The 17,180-nt window shown below is 73.5% G+C and carries 12 protein-coding genes; 2 read left to right on the top strand and 10 right to left on the bottom strand.

The genetic code is table 11. From position 1 onward, the window contains the following. Positions 1 to 237: 237 nt before the first annotated feature. Together ACZ7RU_RS06195 and proS are read right to left on the bottom strand one after the other, a co-directional pair. On the bottom strand, positions 238 to 816 hold the full coding sequence (locus tag ACZ7RU_RS06195; RefSeq protein ID WP_049650398.1) for a hypothetical protein: 579 nt from the start codon (positions 814 to 816) through the stop codon (positions 238 to 240). Between the two features lie 444 nt (positions 817 to 1,260). Then, positions 1,261 to 2,673 carry a proline--tRNA ligase gene (gene proS, locus ACZ7RU_RS06190; RefSeq protein WP_470339717.1) on the bottom strand — a complete coding sequence of 471 codons (1,413 nt, stop codon included), beginning with the start codon at positions 2,671 to 2,673 and terminating at the stop codon, positions 1,261 to 1,263. Between the two features lie 212 nt (positions 2,674 to 2,885). On the opposite strand from proS, the gene ACZ7RU_RS06185 reads away from it, so the two are divergent. Further along, positions 2,886 to 3,710, top strand: a complete 825-nt coding sequence (locus tag ACZ7RU_RS06185; protein ID WP_470339716.1) for a class I SAM-dependent methyltransferase — start codon at positions 2,886 to 2,888, stop codon at positions 3,708 to 3,710. A gap of 52 nt (positions 3,711 to 3,762) precedes the next feature. Here the strand turns inward: ACZ7RU_RS06185 and ftsH are convergent, their stop codons facing one another. The 7 genes from ftsH to nsdA form a co-directional block, all read right to left on the bottom strand. Beyond that, the gene (gene ftsH, locus ACZ7RU_RS06180) at positions 3,763 to 5,799 is read right to left on the bottom strand and encodes an ATP-dependent zinc metalloprotease FtsH (protein ID WP_470339715.1); all 2,037 of its coding nucleotides are present in this window, start codon (positions 5,797 to 5,799) and stop codon (positions 3,763 to 3,765) included. A 93-nt stretch (positions 5,800 to 5,892) separates the two neighbouring features. After that, positions 5,893 to 6,417, bottom strand: coding sequence for a GNAT family N-acetyltransferase (locus tag ACZ7RU_RS06175; protein WP_470339714.1), 525 nt, complete (start codon positions 6,415 to 6,417; stop codon positions 5,893 to 5,895). Positions 6,418 to 6,561: 144 nt separating this feature from the next. Beyond that, the gene (ffh, locus tag ACZ7RU_RS06170; RefSeq protein WP_470339775.1) at positions 6,562 to 8,127 is read right to left on the bottom strand and encodes a signal recognition particle protein; all 1,566 of its coding nucleotides are present in this window, start codon (positions 8,125 to 8,127) and stop codon (positions 6,562 to 6,564) included. 181 nt (positions 8,128 to 8,308) lie between these two features. Continuing rightward, complete coding sequence (locus ACZ7RU_RS06165; protein WP_470339713.1) at positions 8,309 to 10,759, bottom strand: [protein-PII] uridylyltransferase; 2,451 nt, start codon at positions 10,757 to 10,759, stop codon at positions 8,309 to 8,311. A gap of 230 nt (positions 10,760 to 10,989) precedes the next feature. Next, a complete protein-coding gene (locus ACZ7RU_RS06160; protein ID WP_359829808.1) occupies positions 10,990 to 11,328 on the bottom strand; it encodes a P-II family nitrogen regulator in 339 nt (112 codons plus the stop codon). Continuing rightward, positions 11,325 to 12,746 carry an ammonium transporter gene (locus ACZ7RU_RS06155; protein ID WP_470339712.1) on the bottom strand — a complete coding sequence of 474 codons (1,422 nt, stop codon included), beginning with the start codon at positions 12,744 to 12,746 and terminating at the stop codon, positions 11,325 to 11,327. The genes ACZ7RU_RS06160 and ACZ7RU_RS06155 overlap by 4 nt, the downstream gene beginning before the upstream one ends. A gap of 277 nt (positions 12,747 to 13,023) precedes the next feature. Next, positions 13,024 to 14,478: a transcriptional repressor NsdA gene (gene nsdA, locus ACZ7RU_RS06150; RefSeq protein WP_470339711.1), complete on the bottom strand. Its 1,455-nt coding sequence runs from the start codon at positions 14,476 to 14,478 to the stop codon at positions 13,024 to 13,026. A 638-nt stretch (positions 14,479 to 15,116) separates the two neighbouring features. On the opposite strand from nsdA, the gene ACZ7RU_RS06145 reads away from it, so the two are divergent. Further along, a complete protein-coding gene (locus tag ACZ7RU_RS06145) occupies positions 15,117 to 15,809 on the top strand; it encodes a bifunctional DNA primase/polymerase (protein WP_470339710.1) in 693 nt (230 codons plus the stop codon). Between the two features lie 111 nt (positions 15,810 to 15,920). Here the strand turns inward: ACZ7RU_RS06145 and ftsY are convergent, their stop codons facing one another. Further along, a complete protein-coding gene (gene ftsY, locus ACZ7RU_RS06140) occupies positions 15,921 to 17,147 on the bottom strand; it encodes a signal recognition particle-docking protein FtsY (protein ID WP_470339709.1) in 1,227 nt (408 codons plus the stop codon). Between the last annotated feature and the right edge of the window lie 33 nt (positions 17,148 to 17,180).

Genomic DNA, 17,180 nt, shown 5'->3' with positions numbered 1-17,180 from the left:
TCTGCCACATCGGCGAGAACCGCCTGTACTCGGGACCGGGCGCCCGGTCAGGGCTCGACCGGGAGCCCCCGCTCCCGGTCCAACCCGAAGACATCACCGCTGTCCTGCTGTACCGCTCACTCTGCACTGCTCAGGTGCTCAGGTGCTCAAGCGCTCAACCGCTCACGGCTGCGACGCCGCACCGCTCATTCCGGCGGGACCGCTGCCCGCACAGCAGCCCGCCGGGACGTCGGCCGACTACGCGATCTTGAACGGCTGCTGGCACGCCCCGCAGACGATGGACGCCTGCGCGAGCACCGACGGGACGACCCGGACGTTGCGCCCGCAACCGCAGACCGCCTTGACCCGCACGCCGCCCCCGGAGGAGCCGTGCCGGGCCGCCGGGCCGCGGAAGGCGCGCGTCGCGCCGTCGCCGGCCACCGCCTCCTGGTGCGCTCCCAGGGCGCGGTCCAGGCGCTCGATGGTCTCGGCGTACCGCTCCTGGGTCTCCTTGAGCATGGTCACCTGGGAGAAGCCGCTGCTCGCGTGCGGTTCGACCGGGTGCGCCAGGCCCAGCTCGGAAGCGAGCATCAGGAAGCGCCGGTTGTGGTAGCGGCCGGCCCGCGAGGTGTCCCGGATGTCCCGGGCCGCGGCCAGACCGTGGGCGGCCTCATGGAGGAGGCGCTCGAATCCGAGCCGCGTCCCGCAGGCCGAGGAGGACTCTCCGATCAGCGCCTCGGGCGAGGCGAGGTCGGGGAGGTCCTGGTGGTAGGCCTGGATGTCGCTCCAGGCGGCGGCCAGTTCGGCCGCGAGAACGAGGGGCTGTGTCGTGCTCACGCTAGACCAACGATGGAGTGCGAGCCGATGTTCCGCATGTTCTCGTTCCCGGGGAATTCACAGGGAACTCCCAGGAATGCAAGGCCGCGCGCGAATTGCGCGTTCCGGATCTGACGCAAGACCAACCCCCTGCCGGTTTCGGCCCGTCGCAACGCCGACGGGCCTGCTGAATTCCGTCCGGGAGGCGGGCTGTCGCCACCCAGGACGTACGGCCCGTGGGCCTGCCGGATTGACAGGGCCACGGGCCGTACACCGTACCGCTATTCCGTTAATACCGGGAGTTGACCGGCCAGTAGGGATGTCCACCGCTGGGACGCCCCTCAACAGTTACCGGATTCTTACCCATCCGCATTCCGGGCAAATGTCGCCGGTGACGGCCATTACCCGTGCACGACGGACGTCCGGCGGACATCGAGGGGACATCCGCCGAACACCGGACGGAGGTCAGTACGCGCGGGCGACGATCGCGACATTGCCTTCCTGGTCGTCCGCCTGCGGCACCGAGCCGTCGGCCGCGACGATGCAGCGCACCGTGACGCCCTGCTCGGCCAGCTTGGCCTCGCCCTCCGCGCCGAGCTCGGCCCAGGAGATCCGGCCCCAGCCGGTCGCGGAGGCCTCGACGGCCTCGTCGACGGTCTTGACATCGACCGTGCGGGACTCGCGGCGCTCGCGGGACTGGCGCAGCAGCAGCGCCTGGTCCTCCTCCAGCACGCCCGGGAGCAGCGCGGCCAGGGCGTCGATGGAGACCGGCTCCTTGCCGCCCGGGATACGGCGGGCCAGCATCGCGGTGCCGTTCTCCAGGTCGCGCGGGCCGACCTCGATGCGCAGCGGAACGCCCTTGAGCTCCCAGTCGACGGCGCGGCGGCCGAACGGGGTGTCGGTGCGGTCGTCGACCACGACCCGGATGCCGGCGGCCTCCAGCTGGGCGCCGATCTCACGGACCTTGGCGATGACCGCGTCGTCGCCCTTGATCGCGAGCACGACGGCCTGGACGGCGGCCAGGCGCGGCGGGACCCGCAGGCCGTTGTCGTCACCGTGGGACATGATCAGGCCGCCGACCATGCGGGTCGAGACGCCCCAGGAGGTCTGCCAGACGTACTCGCGCTCGGCACCCTGCAGCTGGTAGGTGGTGTTGAACGCCTTGGCGAAGTTCTGGCCCAGCTCGTGGCTGGTGCCCATCTGCAGCGCCTTGCCGTCGCCCATCATGCCCTCGAGGGTGAGGGTGTTGATGGCGCCGGCGAAGCGCTCCTTGGCGGTCTTGCGGCCGAGCACGACGTCGATGCCGAGCACGTTGGTCATGAAGTCGCCGTAGACCTGGGTGTGGATCATCGACGCGTAGTCGCGGGCGTCCTCGTAGGTGGCGTGGGCGGTGTGGCCCTCCTGCCAGAGGAACTCGGTGGTGCGCAGGAAGACGCGCGGGCGCAGCTCCCAACGGACCACGTTGGCCCACTGGTTGATCAGCAGGGGCAGGTCGCGGTGGCTCTGCACCCACTTCGAGAAGTACTCGTTGATGATCGTCTCGGAGGTCGGCCGGACGACGACCGGCTCCTCCAGCTGCTTGCCGCCGCCGTGGGTGACCACCGCGAGCTCGGGGGCGAAGCCCTCGACGTGCTCGGCCTCCTTGGTCAGGTAGGACTGCGGGATGAACATCGGGAAGTAGGCGTTCTGCGCGCCGGCCTTCTTGATCCGCGCGTCCATCTCCTGCTGCATCCGCTCCCACAGGCCGTAGCCGTACGGTCGAATGACCATGGTGCCGCGCACCGGACCGTTGTCGGCCAGCTCGGCCTTGTTGATGAGGTCCTGGTACCAGCGCGGGAAGTCTTCCGCCTGAGGGGTGAGAACGGGTGCCTTAGCCATGGGGCGAATGGTACGGGGCCCGGGGCCCCGGTTTCGAATCGGTATCACCGGACGGGGACGCGCCGCATCGCCGGACGGGGGCGCACCACCGCGACGGGCGCGCACCACCCCGCACCCCTCTGGACGCCGGGCCCGACCCGCTGTTGGCTGGTGTGGGGCGGGACTTTGGGGGAGCCGTAGCAGCACACCGAAGGACCGGATGGGAGGCCGCCATGGCTTCAGCTCGGACGACCGGCACGACCGCACGACCGGCGGGCGCACGACCGCACCACCCGCGGACCGGGTCCGCCCGTTCCGCGCGGGCGCGCGACTGGGCGGAGATCCAGGAACGCATGCTGGTACCGCTCTACGAGGCGGTCTACGACCGGCTGGAGGTCGGCCCGGCGACCAGCGTGCTGGGCCTGGGCTGCCGGTCCGGACTGGCCCTGCTGATCGCGGCCGGCCGGGGCGCCCAGGTCGCCGGGCAGGAGCCGCGGGACGAGCTGCGCGAGCTGGCCCACGACCGTCGGCTGCGGGTGTGCGCCGGGTCCGGGACGGCCGCCGCCGTCCCCCGCTCGGCCCATTCGCTGGTGACGGTTTTCGAGCAGTTGCCCGGCGGCGCCGGGTCCGGTCCGGTGGTCGGCGAAGCCGCCCGGCTCACCCTCCCGGGCGGGCACGTGGTGCTGGCCGCCTGGGGCCCGCCGGAGCGCTGCGAGAGCGCGCCGGTGCTGGACGTGGCCCGGAGGATGGCCGGCCGGACCACCGCGCGCGACCCGTTCGAGCTGAGCGCGCCCGGCGCCCTGGAGGACCTGCTCGCCCCGGCCGGTCTGCGCCCGGCCGGCAGCGGCCGGGTGAGCTGCCCGTTCGCCTACCCCGATCTCGACAGCGCGGTGCGGGGCCTGCTCTCCACCGGCCTGTTCGAACCGGCCGAGGAGTTCTCCGGCGCCTCGCTGGTGGCCAAGGAGCTGGAGGAGGCGCTCCAGCCGTACCTGCGCGCGGACGGCTCGGTGCGGATGGAGAACCTGTTCCGCTACCTGGTCGCCGAGCGCCCGCGCTAGCCCGCAAACCGGGGGCGCCCGCCACCACGGCGAGCGCCCCCGGCACCCTGCTTCACGCCCGGTCGATCGACTTCCCGTCAGGCCCGTCAGGCCCATCAGGCCCATCGGACGCGTCGGACGCGTCGGACGCGCCGGAGCCCTCGGCCCCCTCGGCCCTTCCCGCTCCTCCGGAACCCGTCGAGGTCCCCTCCCGAGGCACCCCCGCCGCCCGGTACGCCGCCTCCTCGTCCAGCGTCTCCGCCTCCAGCAGCGCCGCCGCCAGCGCGTCCAGCCGGTGCCGCTGCTCGGTCAGGATCCGCACCGCGTCGTCGTAGCACTCGGAGACGATCCGCCGGGCCTCCTCGTCCACCGCGTCCAGGGTGGTCGGCGCGGCGGAGAGCCCGTACGCGCCCTGCGGGTCGGAGGGCACCGCGGTGAGCCGGCCGACCCGCTCGCTCATCCCCCAGCGTCCCGCCATCCCCCGGGCGATGTTGGTGACCTGCTCCAGGTCGCTCTCCGCACCGGTGGTGATCACCCCGTAGACCACCTGCTCGGCCGCCATGCCGCCGAGCGCACCGATGATCCGGCCGCGCAGGTACGGCTCGGTGTACGAGTAGCGGTCGTTCTCCGGGGTGGAGAGGGTGACGCCGAGCGCCCGGCCGCGCGGCACGATGGTGATCTTGCGGACCGGGTCCGCGCCGGGCTGGAGCATGCCCAGCAGCGCGTGCCCGCTCTCGTGGTACGCCGTCCGCTCGCGCTCCTCCTGCGGCATCACCAGCGGCCGCACCGCGCCGAGCTGGACCTTCTCCAGGGCGTCCGAGAGGTCCCGCTCGTTGACCGCGTCCTGCTCGCGCTTGACGGCCAGCAGCGCGGCCTCGTTGACCAGGTTGGCGAGCTCGGCTCCGGTCATCCCCGGCGTGACCTTGGCCAGCTGGTTGAGGTCGGCGTCGCCGGACAGCGGGACGCTGCGGCTGTGGATGCGCAGGATCGCGGCGCGGCCCTCCCGGTCGGGCGGGCTGACGGTGATCCGGCGGTCGAAGCGGCCGGGGCGCAGCAGCGCCGGGTCGAGCACGTCCGCCCGGTTGGTCGCGGCGATCACGATGACGCCCTCGGAGCCGCTGAAGCCGTCCATCTCGGTGAGGATCTGGTTGAGGGTCTGCTCGCGCTCGTCGTGCCCGCCCATGCCGCCGCCGGCGCCGCGCTGGCGGCCGATGGTGTCGATCTCGTCGATGAAGATGATCGCCGGCGCGACCTTGCGGGCCTCGGCGAACAGTTCGCGGACCCGGCTGGCGCCGACGCCTACGATCATCTCGATGAACTCGGAGGCGGAGGCGGAGAAGAACGGCACGTTCGCCTCGCCGGCCACCGCCCGGGCCAGCAGGGTCTTGCCGGTTCCGGGCGGGCCGCTCAGCAGCACCCCGCGCGGCATCTTGGCGCCGAGCCTGCGGTACCGCTCGGGGTTCTTCAAGTAGTCGACGACCTCGGTGAGTTCGGCCTCGACCTCGTCGATGCCGGCCACGTCGGCGAAGGTGGTGCGCCTGCCCTCCTCGGCGGTGACCGGCTTGGGCGGCGCCTTGCGGCCGAGCGGCCCGCCGCCGAGCCCCCCGGCCATCCGGCGGGCGAGCAGCACCCAGATGAAGACCAGCAGCAGCATCGGGGCGAGCGAGAGCAGCAGGTTGGTGAGGAAGCTGCGCTGCTGGACCGGCGAGGTGGCGGTGACCTCGACGCCCTGCTGCTGCAGGGTGGTCCAGAGGTTGTCGCCCGCGAAGGAGGGCCGCTGGGTTTCGAACTCGGTGTAGTCGCCCTTGCCGCCGTCCGGCTTGGGCTGGGCCGCCTTGAGGGTGCCCTCGATCGCGTCGCCCTTGGCGTAGATCTTGGTGATGTTGCCCTTGTTCAGCTGGTTGTTGAACTCGGTGTACGAGATCGTGGTCGCACCGGCGGGGCCGAAGAAGGACAGCAGCAGGTCCGAGATCAGGAACACCACGAGGGCGGTGAGGGCGAGGCCCACCCAGCCGCCGGGCATCCGGCGCCTGGGCGGCGGCGGGGGCGGAGCGCCCTCCGAACGCCAGGGCTGGTCGGGGGTCTGACGTGGCGGCACGGGTTCGGTCACCCGTCGGACAATACGGACAGGCGCTCGGGCGAGCCAATCGCAACGCCGCGCCCGGCCCTCCGCACGCCCCCTCCCGGGCCGTCCCACCAGCGGCTACGCCGTCGCGCCCGGCCACTCCTCGGCGGTCAGCGCGAACCGCTCGTGGTCGCGCCAGTCCCCCTGGAGGAACAGCATCCGCGGGGAGAAGCCCTCGTGCCGGAAGCCCAGCCGCCTGGCCATCGCGACCGAGCGTTCGTTGTCCGGCTGGACGTTGATCTCCAGCCGGTGCAGCCCCAGCCCGTTGGCCGACTGCGGGGCGAAGCAGCGGTCCACGACCAGCCGCATGCCCTCGGTCATCCGTCCGGTGCCGTTGAACGGGAGGTACGAGTCGTAGCCGAGCGTGGCGTTGCAGAACCGGCTCATCACGATGTTGGCGACGTTCACCTTGCCGACCAGTCCGCCGGTGTCCCGGTCGAGGATCAGGAAGGTGCGCAGCCCGGACCCCTGGCGCTTCAGCAGGTCGGGCAGTCCGTCCGGCTCGACCGGGTTCCACCGGCCGATGTGTTCGGCGGACCGCCGGACCGCCTCGGCGTACGCGACCCTGTCCTCGGCCCTCGGGGCCCTGATCATCACTCGCATGCCCCCATCATCGGACACGCGGTTCATCGGACACGCGATCGGCCCGCCGCCCGGGAAACCGGGCGACGGGCCGACCGCAATGGATCAAGACCGATCACTGACGATCAGGCGGTGATCGGAGGATGACCAGACGGCGTTCAAGGGCTACAGCATGTCCTTGAACTCCTTGGGCAGCTCGAAGTCGGCCGGGCCCTTGCCCGCGCCGAGGCCGAACGCGCCGCCGTCCGCCGGGGCCTGGCCGGCGCCCGGGCCGAGCGCGCGGCGCTGGGCGGCCTCGGCCTCCTCCTGCGCGCGCTTCAGCGGGTTGCCGCTCTTGCGCTTGCCCTTGGCCTGCGGGGCCTTCTTGGCGGACTTCTTCCCGCCGCCGCCCATGCCCGGGATCCCCGGCATGCCGGGAACGCCCTTGCCGGAGGCCATCGCGGACATCATCTTGCGGGCCTCGAAGAACCGCTCGACGAGGTTCTTCACCTCGCCGACCTGGACACCGGAGCCCTTGGCGATGCGGGCCCGGCGGGAGCCGTTGATCAGCTCCGGCTCGGCGCGCTCGGTCGGGGTCATCGACTTGATGATCGCGCCGACCCGGTTGACGTCCTTGTCGTCGATGTTGTTGATCTGGTCCCGGATCTGGCCCATGCCGGGCAGCATGCCGAGCAGCTTGGAGATCGAGCCCATCTTCTGGACCTGCTCCAGCTGGGACAGGAAGTCGTCCAGGGTGAACTGCTTCGGGCCGCCGCGCAGCTTGGCGGCGATCTTCTCCGCCTCGGCCTGCGAGAAGGTCTGCTCGGCCTTCTCGATCAGCGAGAGGACGTCACCCATGCCGAGGATGCGCGAGGCCATCCGGTCCGGGTGGAAGGCGTCGAAGTCGTCGACCTTCTCGCCGTTGGAGGCGAACATGATCTGCCGGCCGGTGACGTGCGCGACCGACAGGGCCGCACCGCCGCGGGCGTCGCCGTCGAGCTTGGAAAGCACCACACCGGTGAAGTCGACGCCGTCGAGGAAGGCCTGCGCGGTGGTGACCGCGTCCTGGCCGATCATCGCGTCGACGACGAACAGGACCTCGTCCGGGTTCACCGCGGCGCGGATGTCGGCGGCCTGCTGCATCAGCTCGGCGTCGATGCCCAGGCGGCCGGCGGTGTCGACGACGACGACGTCGTACTGCTTCTGCTTGGCGTACTCGATCGAGTCCTTGGCCACCTGCACCGGGTCGCCGACGCCGTTGCCCGGCTGCGGGCCGTAGAAGGCCACGCCGGCGCGCTCGGCGACCACCTGGAGCTGGTTGACCGCGTTGGGGCGCTGGAGGTCGCAGGCGACCAGCAGCGGGGTGTGCTTCTGCTGCTTCAGCCAGTGGCCGAGCTTGCCCGCGAGGGTGGTCTTACCGGCGCCCTGGAGGCCGGCGAGCATGATCACCGTCGGGCCGCTCTTGGCGAACCGCACCCGGCGGGTCTCGCCACCGAGGATCGCGATGAGCTCCTCGTTGACGATCTTGATGATCTGCTGCGCCGGGTTCAGCGCACCGGAGACCTCGGCACCGAGCGCCCGCTCCTTGACCTGCTTGATGAAGGCCCGGACGACCGGCAGCGCGACGTCCGCCTCCAGCAGCGCGATGCGGATCTCGCGGGCGGTGGCGTCGATGTCCGCCTCGCTCAGGCGGCCCTTGCCCCGGAGGTTCTTGAACGTCGCTGCGAGGCGATCGGAAAGGGTGTCGAACACGTCGTCGCGGGTCCTCTGCGGCATCGGTATCGGTACGGTCGTCGCCCCCCAGGGTATCCGGCCGCCCCGGGTACGGTCTCCACCCCCGTGCGGAACCCGTCTCCGCGGCCCCCGCCCGGGTCCCGTCCACGGCCCCGGGCCCGGCCCGGACCGGCGCTCGGACCGGCCCGGACCGGCCCGCTCAGCCCAGCGCGGCCCGGACCGCCGCCGCCACCTCGCCGGCCCGCCCGGCGGTCAGCGGGCGGCCCGCCTCGTCGGTCAGGTAGAACGAGTCGACGGCCTCCGCGCCCAGCGTGGAGACGTGCGCGGTGCGCACCCGGACGCCCGCCCCGTCCAGCGCCCGGCCGATCCGGTGCAGCAGCCCGGGGGCGTCGTGCGCGCGGACCTCCAGCACGGTCGCGGTCGCCGAGGCCACCGCGGGCGCCACCGCGACCAGCGGCGGCGGGGTGGGGATGCCCCGGCGGCGCGGGGCGGCGGCGTCCCGCTCGGCGAGGCGGCGGGCGACGTCCAGCGAGCCGTCCAGCGCCCGGCGCAGGTCGGCCCGCAGCCGGGCCGCCTCGGGCAGCTCGCCGTACTCGGCCGCCACCCGCCAGGACAGCAGCAGCACCGGCCCGGCGCCCACCGGGTCCAGCTCGCGCAGCCCGGCCGAGCGGACGGCCAGCCGGTGCAGCGCGAGCACCCCGGCGGCGGTGCCGAGCAGCCCGGGACGGTTCGGGACCGCCAGGTTCAGCTCGACGCCCATCGGCTCGGTGCCCGGCTCCGCCCCCTCCGCCCGGGCCAGCAGCGACAGCGCCGGCTGCCCGGTCCGGGCGGCCTCGACCGCGAGCCGCTCCTGCTCGGCGGTCGGCGCCGCCTCCACCGGCGGGACGGCCGCCCCGGCCAGCCGGTCCGCCACCCGGGCCACCAGGCCGTCCACCAGCGAGGCCCGCCAGCCGCTCCACGCGGCCGGGCCGGTGGCCAGCGCGTCCGCCTCGGTGAGCGCGTGCAGCAGCTCCAGCTCCGGCACGGTGGTGACCACCTTGGTGATCGCCTCGACGGTGGCCGGGTCGTCCGGATCGCGCCGGGTCGCGGTGTCCACCAGGGTCAGGTGGTGGCGGACCAGCACCGCCAGGGTCTCGGTGTCCTCGGGGCCGAAGCCCATCCGGGGGCCGAGGTCGCGGACGATCACCTCGCCGGCCTCGCTGTGGTCCCCCGGCCAGCCCTTGCCGATGTCGTGCAGCAGCGCGGCGACCAGCAGCAGGTCCGGCCGGGCCACCCGGCGGGTCATCGCGGCGGCCCGCACCGCCGTCTCCACCAGGTGCCGGTCCACCGTCCAGCGGTGCACCGCGTTGCGCTGCGGACGGCAGCGCACCCGTTCCCAGTCCGGCAGCAGCCGGCGGACCAGCCCCTCCGCCTCCAGGGCCTCCCACACCGGGACGGCCGACTCCCCCGCACCCAGCAGGGTGACCAGCTGCTCGCGCGCCTCGTCCGGCCAGGGCACCGGCAGCGGACGGCACTCGGCGGCCAGCCGGCGCACCGTGGCGTACGAGACGGTCAGCCCGTTCTGCGCGGCGGCCGCCGCGGCGCGCAGCGGCAGCACCGGGTCGGCGGCCGGGCGGGCGCCCTGGGCGAGCACCGCCTCGCCGTCCTGCTCGACCACGCCCTCGGCGAGCGGCCGCCGCTCGACCGCGCCCCGGGCCACCGCGCCGGTGCCGCGTCCGGCGCCGGCGAACGGGATGCCCAGCCGGCGCACCCGCCGGCCCCGGTCGCCGCGGGCCGCGAGCACCCGGTCCACCGCCCGCCAGGTGACGTCACCCGCGTACGCGATGGTGCGGGCGGCCTCGTAGACCTGGCGCAGCAGGGTGTCGGCGTCCAGCACCCCGAGCCGCTCGGCGACCTGGTCCTGGTCCTGGAGGCTGAGCCGGTCGGTGGCCCGGCCGGTGGCCAGGTGGAGGGCGTCGCGCACGTCGGCCAGCCGCTGGGTGGCGGCGTCCAGGCCGTCCCGGGGCGCGTCGGCCAGCCAGGTGGCGGCGATCGCATCCAGCGCCACGACGTCGCGCAGGCCGCCGCGGGCCTCCTTGAGGTCGGGTTCCAGCAGGAAGGACAGCTCACCGTGCCGCTCGGCCCGCTCGCGGCACAGCTCGCGCAGCTCGGGGAGGCGCGCGGGGGCGCTCGCGCGCCAGTCAGTGAGCACCGCGGAGCGCAGCGCGTCGGTGAGCGCCCGGTCCCCGGCGAGGTGGCGGGCGTCCAGCAGGCCGAGCTGGGCCTTGAGGTCGGCGGCGGCGACCGAGCGGGCCTCCGCGACGGTGCGCACCGCGTGGTCGAGCTTGGCGCCCGAGTCCCAGACCGGGTACCAGATCCGCTCGGGCAGCTCCCGGGCGATCGGGCCGTCGTGCAGCAGCAGGACGTCCAGGTCGCTGCGCGGGGACAGCTCGCCGCGCCCGTAGCCGCCGACCGCGACCAGCGCGACGCCGGGCGGGGCTCCGGCGGCCGCGAGCAGCCCGGCCAGCCAGTCGTCGGTGAGCCGGGCCAGCGCCCGGCGGCGGGGTCGGCCGCCCGGGCCGGGGCCGGCGAGCAGCGCGGCCCGGGCGGCGGAGTGGCCGGAGGGGTCGGAGGGGTCGGAGGGGTCGGCGGGGGCGGTCTCGGTGGTCATGCGCATGGGTCCCGTCCGTCGTGCTGGTGAACCGTCCTGCTGGTGGGCCGTCCCACGGGGTGGAGCGGCCGGGGTGTGGCGGCCGGGTGTGAACGGAAGGCGGGCGCACCGTTCGGCCGGCCGGACGACGCCGGTACGCCGTCGGGCGGACCCGCACCCTCCGGGGTGAACGGGCCCGCCGTCCGGTGCGGGGTGTCGGCTGTTCGGGCTACCGGGCCAGGGCTGCCGGGCTACAGGGCGTCCGGGCCGCGCTCGCCGGTGCGGACCCGTACCGCGGTGTCGACCGGCACGCTCCACACCTTGCCGTCGCCGATCTTCCCGGTCCGGGCCGCCTTCACCAGGACGTCGATCAGGTCCTCGGCGTCCTCGTCCTCGACCAGGACCTCGATCCTGACCTTCGGCACGAGGTCCACGGTGTACTCGGCCCCCCGGTAGACCTCGGTGTGGCCGCGCTGGCGGCCGTAGCCGCTGGCCTCGGTGACGGTCAGGCCGTGCACCCCGAAGGCCTGCAGCGCGGCCTTCACCTCGTCGAGACGGTACGGCTTGATCACGGCGGTGATGAGCTTCATCGGGCGTCGACCTCGGTCTTCTTCTCGGCGGGCTTCACGGCGGACCCGGTGGTGGCGGGCCGCTCGGCGGCGGGCGTCGCGGCGACCGGCTCCGCGGCGGCGGGCCGCTCGGCGGCGGACGTCGCGGCAGCGGCGGCCAGGCCCGGGAGGGCCCGGGCCAGACCCGCCCCCACGGCGCTGAAATCGTAGGCGGACTCGGCGTGTTCGGCCTGGTCGATGCCGGCCACCTCGACCTCCGCGGCGACCCGGAAGCCGATCAGCCGGTCGACCGCCTTGGCCAGCAGCCAGGACAGCACGAAGGAGTACGCCGCGACCACCGCCACGCCCATCGCCTGCTTGCCCAGCTGCCCGATCCCGCCCCCGTAGAACAGGCCCTTGACCTCCTGGCCGACCCCGCCGGTGGCGAACAGGCCGACCAGCAGCGAGCCGACCGCCCCGCCGACCGCGTGCACGCCCACCACGTCGAGCGAGTCGTCGAAGCCCCAGCGGTACTTGAGCGACACGGCGGCGCAGCAGACCGCGCCCGCGACCAGCCCGATCGCCACCGCGCCGAGCGGGCTGACCGAGCCGCAGGCCGGGGTGATCGCGACCAGTCCGGCCACCGCGCCGGAGGCGGCGCCCAGCGTGGTGAAGGCGCCGTGCTTGAACCTCTCGTAGACCAGCCAGCCGACCAGGGCCGCTCCGGTGGCGACCTGGGTGTTGACCATCGCCATCGCGGCGACGCCGTTGGCGGCCAGCGCCGAGCCCGCGTTGAACCCGAACCAGCCGAACCAGAGCAGCCCCGAGCCGAGCATCACCAGCGGCAGGCTGTGCGGGCGCATCGGGTCCTTCTTGAAGCCGATCCGCTTGCCCAGCACCAGGCAGAGCGCGAGCCCGGCGACGCCCGCGTTGATGTGCACGGCGGTGCCGCCGGCGAAGTCGATCACGCCGTTGCGGTCGCCCAGCCAGCCGCCCCGGCCGCCGTCGAAGAAGAAGACCCAGTGCGCGACCGGGAAGTAGACGATCGTCACCCAGAGCGCGATGAACAGCCCCCAGGCGGCGAATCTCGCCCGGTCCGCGACGGCGCCGCTGATCAGCGCCGGGGTGATGACCGCGAACATCAGCTGGAAGAGCGCGAAGGCGGTGACCGGGATGGTGCCGGTCAGCTCGTTGAGGCCGAGACCGCGCATCCCGAGGTGGTCCAGGTCGCCGATCAGGCCGGCGAAGGAGTCGGACCCGAAGCTGAGCGAGTAGCCGTAGAGGACCCACAGCACGCTGACGATGCCGAGCGAGAGGAAGCTCATCGCCAGCATGTTCAGCGTGCTCTTGGCCCTGACCATGCCCCCGTAGAAGAAGGCCAGCCCTGGGGTCATCAGCATGACCAGGGCCGCACTGATGAGTACGAAGGCGGTGTCGCCCGCGCTGAAGCCGTCCGGCATCGGCGTCTCCTCTGCGTCCAGGCCGATCCGCACCCGGGGACCCGTCCCGTGGTGTCACCCGGGGTGTCGGCGTTGAGGAGGAGCGTGCCGAAGGCTGGTTTCGGCCAGTGCGGCCGGTTGTTTCACCGCCGTGACGCGTGCGACGCGCGGGTTACGGCTGCGTGAACCACTGCCGCCACCGCCGCGGCCGCCACCGGCGCCGGACAGGCCACCGACCGTGGCGGCGGCGGCCGCCACGGTCGGTGGAGCTTTCCTCGGAGGGCCCCGGCCGGGCCGGTCAGACCACCGAGACGAACTCCGGGATGTCCTGGACCACCCGCTCCTTGAGCCGGCTCACCGCGTCCACGCCCTTGAACCGGGCCGCCGCGGCTTCCGTGGTCTTGCGCACCCGGGAGTTCAGCCGCTCCGAGCGCACCTTGGTGGCGATGTCCACCGCCTGCTCGGCCATCACCGCGGCCTGCTCGGCCTCCTTCTGCAACAGGTGGACGCTGGCCATGCCGATCAGGTTGAAGGCGTACGAGCGCACGTGGTCGGCGTCCTGGCGGAACAGGTCGACCGCGCGCTCCATCACCGGCGCGGACATCGAGGCGTAGAGCTCGGAGTTGTCCGAGTGGTACGCGAGGTCACGGAAGGAGTGCGCGTTCTCGGCGTTCAGCTCGGCCGGCGAGAAGAACTTCAGCCAGTCCGGATCCTGGTCCCCGTCCCGGATGTCGGTGAAGGTGTCCTCGGCCAGCCGGACCGCCCGGGCGCAGCGGTTGACCTCGCCGATGGTGGCGTAGGCGCGCGCCTCCATCGCGTACAGCAGGGACTGCTGGCGCGGGGTGGCGGCGTCGCGGCTGCCGTACTGGGCGAGGTGGATGAGCTCCAGGGCGTCCTCGCCCCGGTTGAGGTGGATCATCTGGCGGCTCATGTCGGTGAGGATCAGCGCGCCGAACGGGCGGTCGCCGGCCTCCTTGGCCGCGTGCAGGGCGAGCACGTAGTACTTCTGCGCGCTCGGGTGCATCCCGACGTCGTACGACATCCACCCGGCCAGGTGGGCGAGTTCGGCGGTGAGCCGGAACAGCCGCTTGGTGGTGTCCTCGCTGTACGTCTCCTGGAGCAGGTCGGTGACCTCGTGCAGCTGGCCGACGACGGCCTTGCGGCGCAGCCCGCCGCCGTTCTGCGCGTCCCACTGCCGGAACATGACCGTGGTCTGCTCGAGCAGTTCGAGCTCGGGTTCGGAGAGCCGGCCGGTGAACGCCTCGCCGCCGTTGGCCGCGGTGAGGATCGGGGTGGGCACGCCGGTCGGGCCGGGGGCGAGCCAGCGCTGCATCGGCTCGATCAGCGCGGCGCCCGCGGTCAGCGCCAGCGAGGTGCCGAGGAAGCCCCGGCGGTTGAGCATGAGGTCGCTGCGGGAGTAGTCGCTGATCAGCTGGACGGTCTGCGGGCCGCTCCACGGCAGGTCGACGCCGCCGCCCACGGTCGAGACCGGGATCGCGGCGCGCAGGCCGAGGTCCTCGATCGAGACCACCGAGCCGAACCGTTCGGAGAAGAGTTCCGACATGATCTTGGGGATCGGCTCGCGGGGCTGCTCGCCGTCGAGCCAGCGGCGCACCCGCGAGGTGTCGGTGGACACGTGGTGGGCACCGATCTGCCGGGCCCGGCGGTTGACCTGGCGGGCCAACTCGCCCTTGGACCAGCCGCTGCGGGCGAACCACGTGGTCAGCTTCTCATTCGGTTGCTTCTCTGCCATGGGTAACGTCCCCATCCCGCCCGGCCCCTAGCGGGGCCCCCGATCGTGACCGCCCGACGGTTGCGGGCTCTTGCCAGACGTGCCGTACCTGAGGTGCTGCCGTGCCGCGGAGCTGCCGGACCCGCGGCACCCTCGCACTGGTGTGCCATCGTTACGGACGATCCGTCAGATTCCCAACTCCCGCTCCTCGACGGCCCGGGACGGACTCCTCGACGACATCCGCCTGCTGAACGTAGTGCCCCGCGAGGGGCCGGTGGGAGCGGCCCTGGCGAAACGCCACCTTTCGCCACCCCCAGGAGTGAACCGAAGCCCGGGGGCACACGCTTCACTTAGGGAGTCCCGACGGCCCGGCATATGCGGGCCGCCAAGTCCCCCGGTGCATCCCGGAGGACCCGGCGGAATCCGCAACCCCCCGCAGCCACACGCGAGTTCACCGTCCACTCGGGACGGCGGCAGTCTCACGAACACGACGATCCGGCATCGGCGCCGCCCCCACAAGGCGGCGCCCGAGGCGCACCGGCGGAACAGGCGCACATCGCGCGCTGCGCGCCGCCACCGCACTACGCACCACGCAGCTGACAATCAACACACAGTCACCGTCCCGTAACCATCGGCAACGAGAACCTGTTGGGGGAGGCATGGACAACCTGTTCGGCGAACTTCGACTGGGGCACCTGCGGCTGGCACCGCTGGGCGCGCGCCGCCGCACCAAGGTCACCGCGTCCCAGGCCGCCGCGGAGTACACCGGCCGCTGGGGCTGGGCGGTCACGACCGGCGACCCGGTCACCGGCACCCCGGCCACCGGCGCCACCACCCCGACCCGCTGTCCCTGCGGCTCCCCCCGCTGCGCCGCGCCCGGCCTGCACCCCGTGCCGGGCGGCGGCGGAGGGGCCCGCGCCGCCCGCGCCGACGGCTCGGTGCTGTTCCCCACCGGCCGCGCCTTCGACGTGCTGGACGTCCCCGAGCAGGCCGGCCTCCAGGCGCTGGTCCGGCTGGAGCGGATGGGCACCCAGGTCGGCCCGGTGCTCGCCGCCCCCACCGGCCGGCTCCAGTTCCTGGTCGCCGCCGGCACCGCCCGGCGCCTGCCCGACCTGCTGTACCGGATGGGCTGGGACGACGCCGCGCTCGACCTGACCTGCCACGGCGAGGGCAGCTACGTCGCCGCTCCGCCCACCGTCCTCGACGGCCTCGGCCCGGTCCGCTGGCTGCGCCGCCCCACCCGCGACAACGCGGGCTGCCCGCCGGAGGCCCGGCTGCTGCTCGGCACCCTCGCCTACGCCTGCCACCGCAGCCGGGAGCGCACCGCCGAGCCGGCCTGGCTGGCCTCCTGACCCGCCCGCCCATCCGCCGGGGCGCACCGACCCACCCGGTCTCGGGTACGCGAAAGGGCCCGCCCCCGGCAGGGAGCGGGCCCTTCGCACGCCCTTCGTGCGCGGGGTGCGTCAGTCCCCGATCAGCGCGTCCACGAACGCCCCCGGCTCGAACGGAGCCAGGTCGTCCGCGCCCTCGCCCAGGCCGATCAGCTTGACCGGTACGCCCAGCTCGCGCTGGACCGCGACCACGATGCCGCCCTTGGCGGTGCCGTCCAGCTTGGTCAGCACGATGCCGGTGATGTCGACCACCTCGGCGAACACCCGGGCCTGGATCAGGCCGTTCTGGCCGGTGGTGGCGTCCAGCACCAGCAGCACCTCGTCCACCGGGCCGTGCTTCTCGACGACCCGCTTGACCTTGCCCAGCTCGTCCATCAGGCCGGTCTTGGTGTGCAGACGGCCGGCGGTGTCGACCAGCACGGTGTCCACGCCCTCGGCGATGCCCTCCTTGACCGCGTCGAAGGCGATCGAGGCCGGGTCGCCGCCCTCCGGGCCGCGCACGGTGCGCGCCCCGACCCGCTCGCCCCAGGTCTGGAGCTGGTCGGCGGCGGCGGCACGGAAGGTGTCGGCGGCGCCGAGCACCACCTTGCGGCCGTCGGCGACCAGGACGCGGGCCAGCTTGCCGGTGGTGGTGGTCTTGCCGACGCCGTTGACGCCGACCACCAGGACCACCGCCGGGCCCTCCTCGTGCTTGGTGGAGCGCACGGCGCGGTCGGAGTCCTTGCCGACCAGCTCGACCAGCTCCTCGCGCAGCAGCGCGCGCAGCTCGTCGGGCGTCCGGGTGCCGAGCACCTTCACCCGGGTGCGCAGCCGCTCGACCAGCTCCTGGGTGGGGGCGACGCCGACGTCCGCGGTGAGCAGCGTCTCCTCGATCTCCTCCCAGGTGTCCTCGTCCAGGTGCTCCCGGGAGAGCAGCGAGAGCAGGCCCTTGCCGAGCGAGTTCTGCGAGCGGGAGAGCCGCGAGCGCAGCCGGACCAGCCGGCCGGCGGTGGGCTCGGGGACCTCGACGGCGGGCGCCGCCTCGGCCTCGGCGGGCGCGACCTCGACGGCCTCGGGGGCCTCGGGGGCCTCTGCCTCCGCCGGGAGTTCCACCTCCTCGATGGTGCGGCGGGGTGCCTCGGTCGGCGGCGCGGACTCCTCGCCGACCTGGGGCTCCTGCGGGGTGGGCTTCGGCGCCGTGATGACCGGCGCCTGCGACTTCGGGGGCAGCTGCTGGCGTCGTCTGCCGGAAACGACGAGGCCCGCGATCGCGCCGACGGCGAGCACGGCGATGACTACGGCAAGAATCACGTATTCCATAACCGCTCCAGTATCCGTGACCGGAGCCCGGAT

This window comes from Kitasatospora sp. NPDC114501, assembly GCF_055633695.1.
The sequence above is the reverse complement of the archived record's forward strand: the minus strand, read 5'-3'. Positions and strand labels throughout refer to the sequence as shown.

Coding starts and splice junctions, on each gene's coding strand:
- ACZ7RU_RS06175 (WP_470339714.1), bottom strand. CDS start 6,417: ATGCGAGTGATGATCAGGGCCCCGAGGGCCGAGGACAGGGTCGCGTAC.
- ACZ7RU_RS06160 (WP_359829808.1), bottom strand. CDS start 11,328: ATGAAGCTCATCACCGCCGTGATCAAGCCGTACCGTCTCGACGAGGTG.
- proS (WP_470339717.1), bottom strand. CDS start 2,673: ATGGCTAAGGCACCCGTTCTCACCCCTCAGGCGGAAGACTTCCCGCGC.
- nsdA (WP_470339711.1), bottom strand. CDS start 14,478: ATGGCAGAGAAGCAACCGAATGAGAAGCTGACCACGTGGTTCGCCCGC.
- ftsY (WP_470339709.1), bottom strand. CDS start 17,147: ATGGAATACGTGATTCTTGCCGTAGTCATCGCCGTGCTCGCCGTCGGC.
- ACZ7RU_RS06165 (WP_470339713.1), bottom strand. CDS start 10,759: ATGACCACCGAGACCGCCCCCGCCGACCCCTCCGACCCCTCCGACCCC.
- ACZ7RU_RS06145 (WP_470339710.1), top strand. CDS start 15,117: ATGGACAACCTGTTCGGCGAACTTCGACTGGGGCACCTGCGGCTGGCA.
- ACZ7RU_RS06185 (WP_470339716.1), top strand. CDS start 2,886: ATGGCTTCAGCTCGGACGACCGGCACGACCGCACGACCGGCGGGCGCA.
- ACZ7RU_RS06155 (WP_470339712.1), bottom strand. CDS start 12,746: ATGCCGGACGGCTTCAGCGCGGGCGACACCGCCTTCGTACTCATCAGT.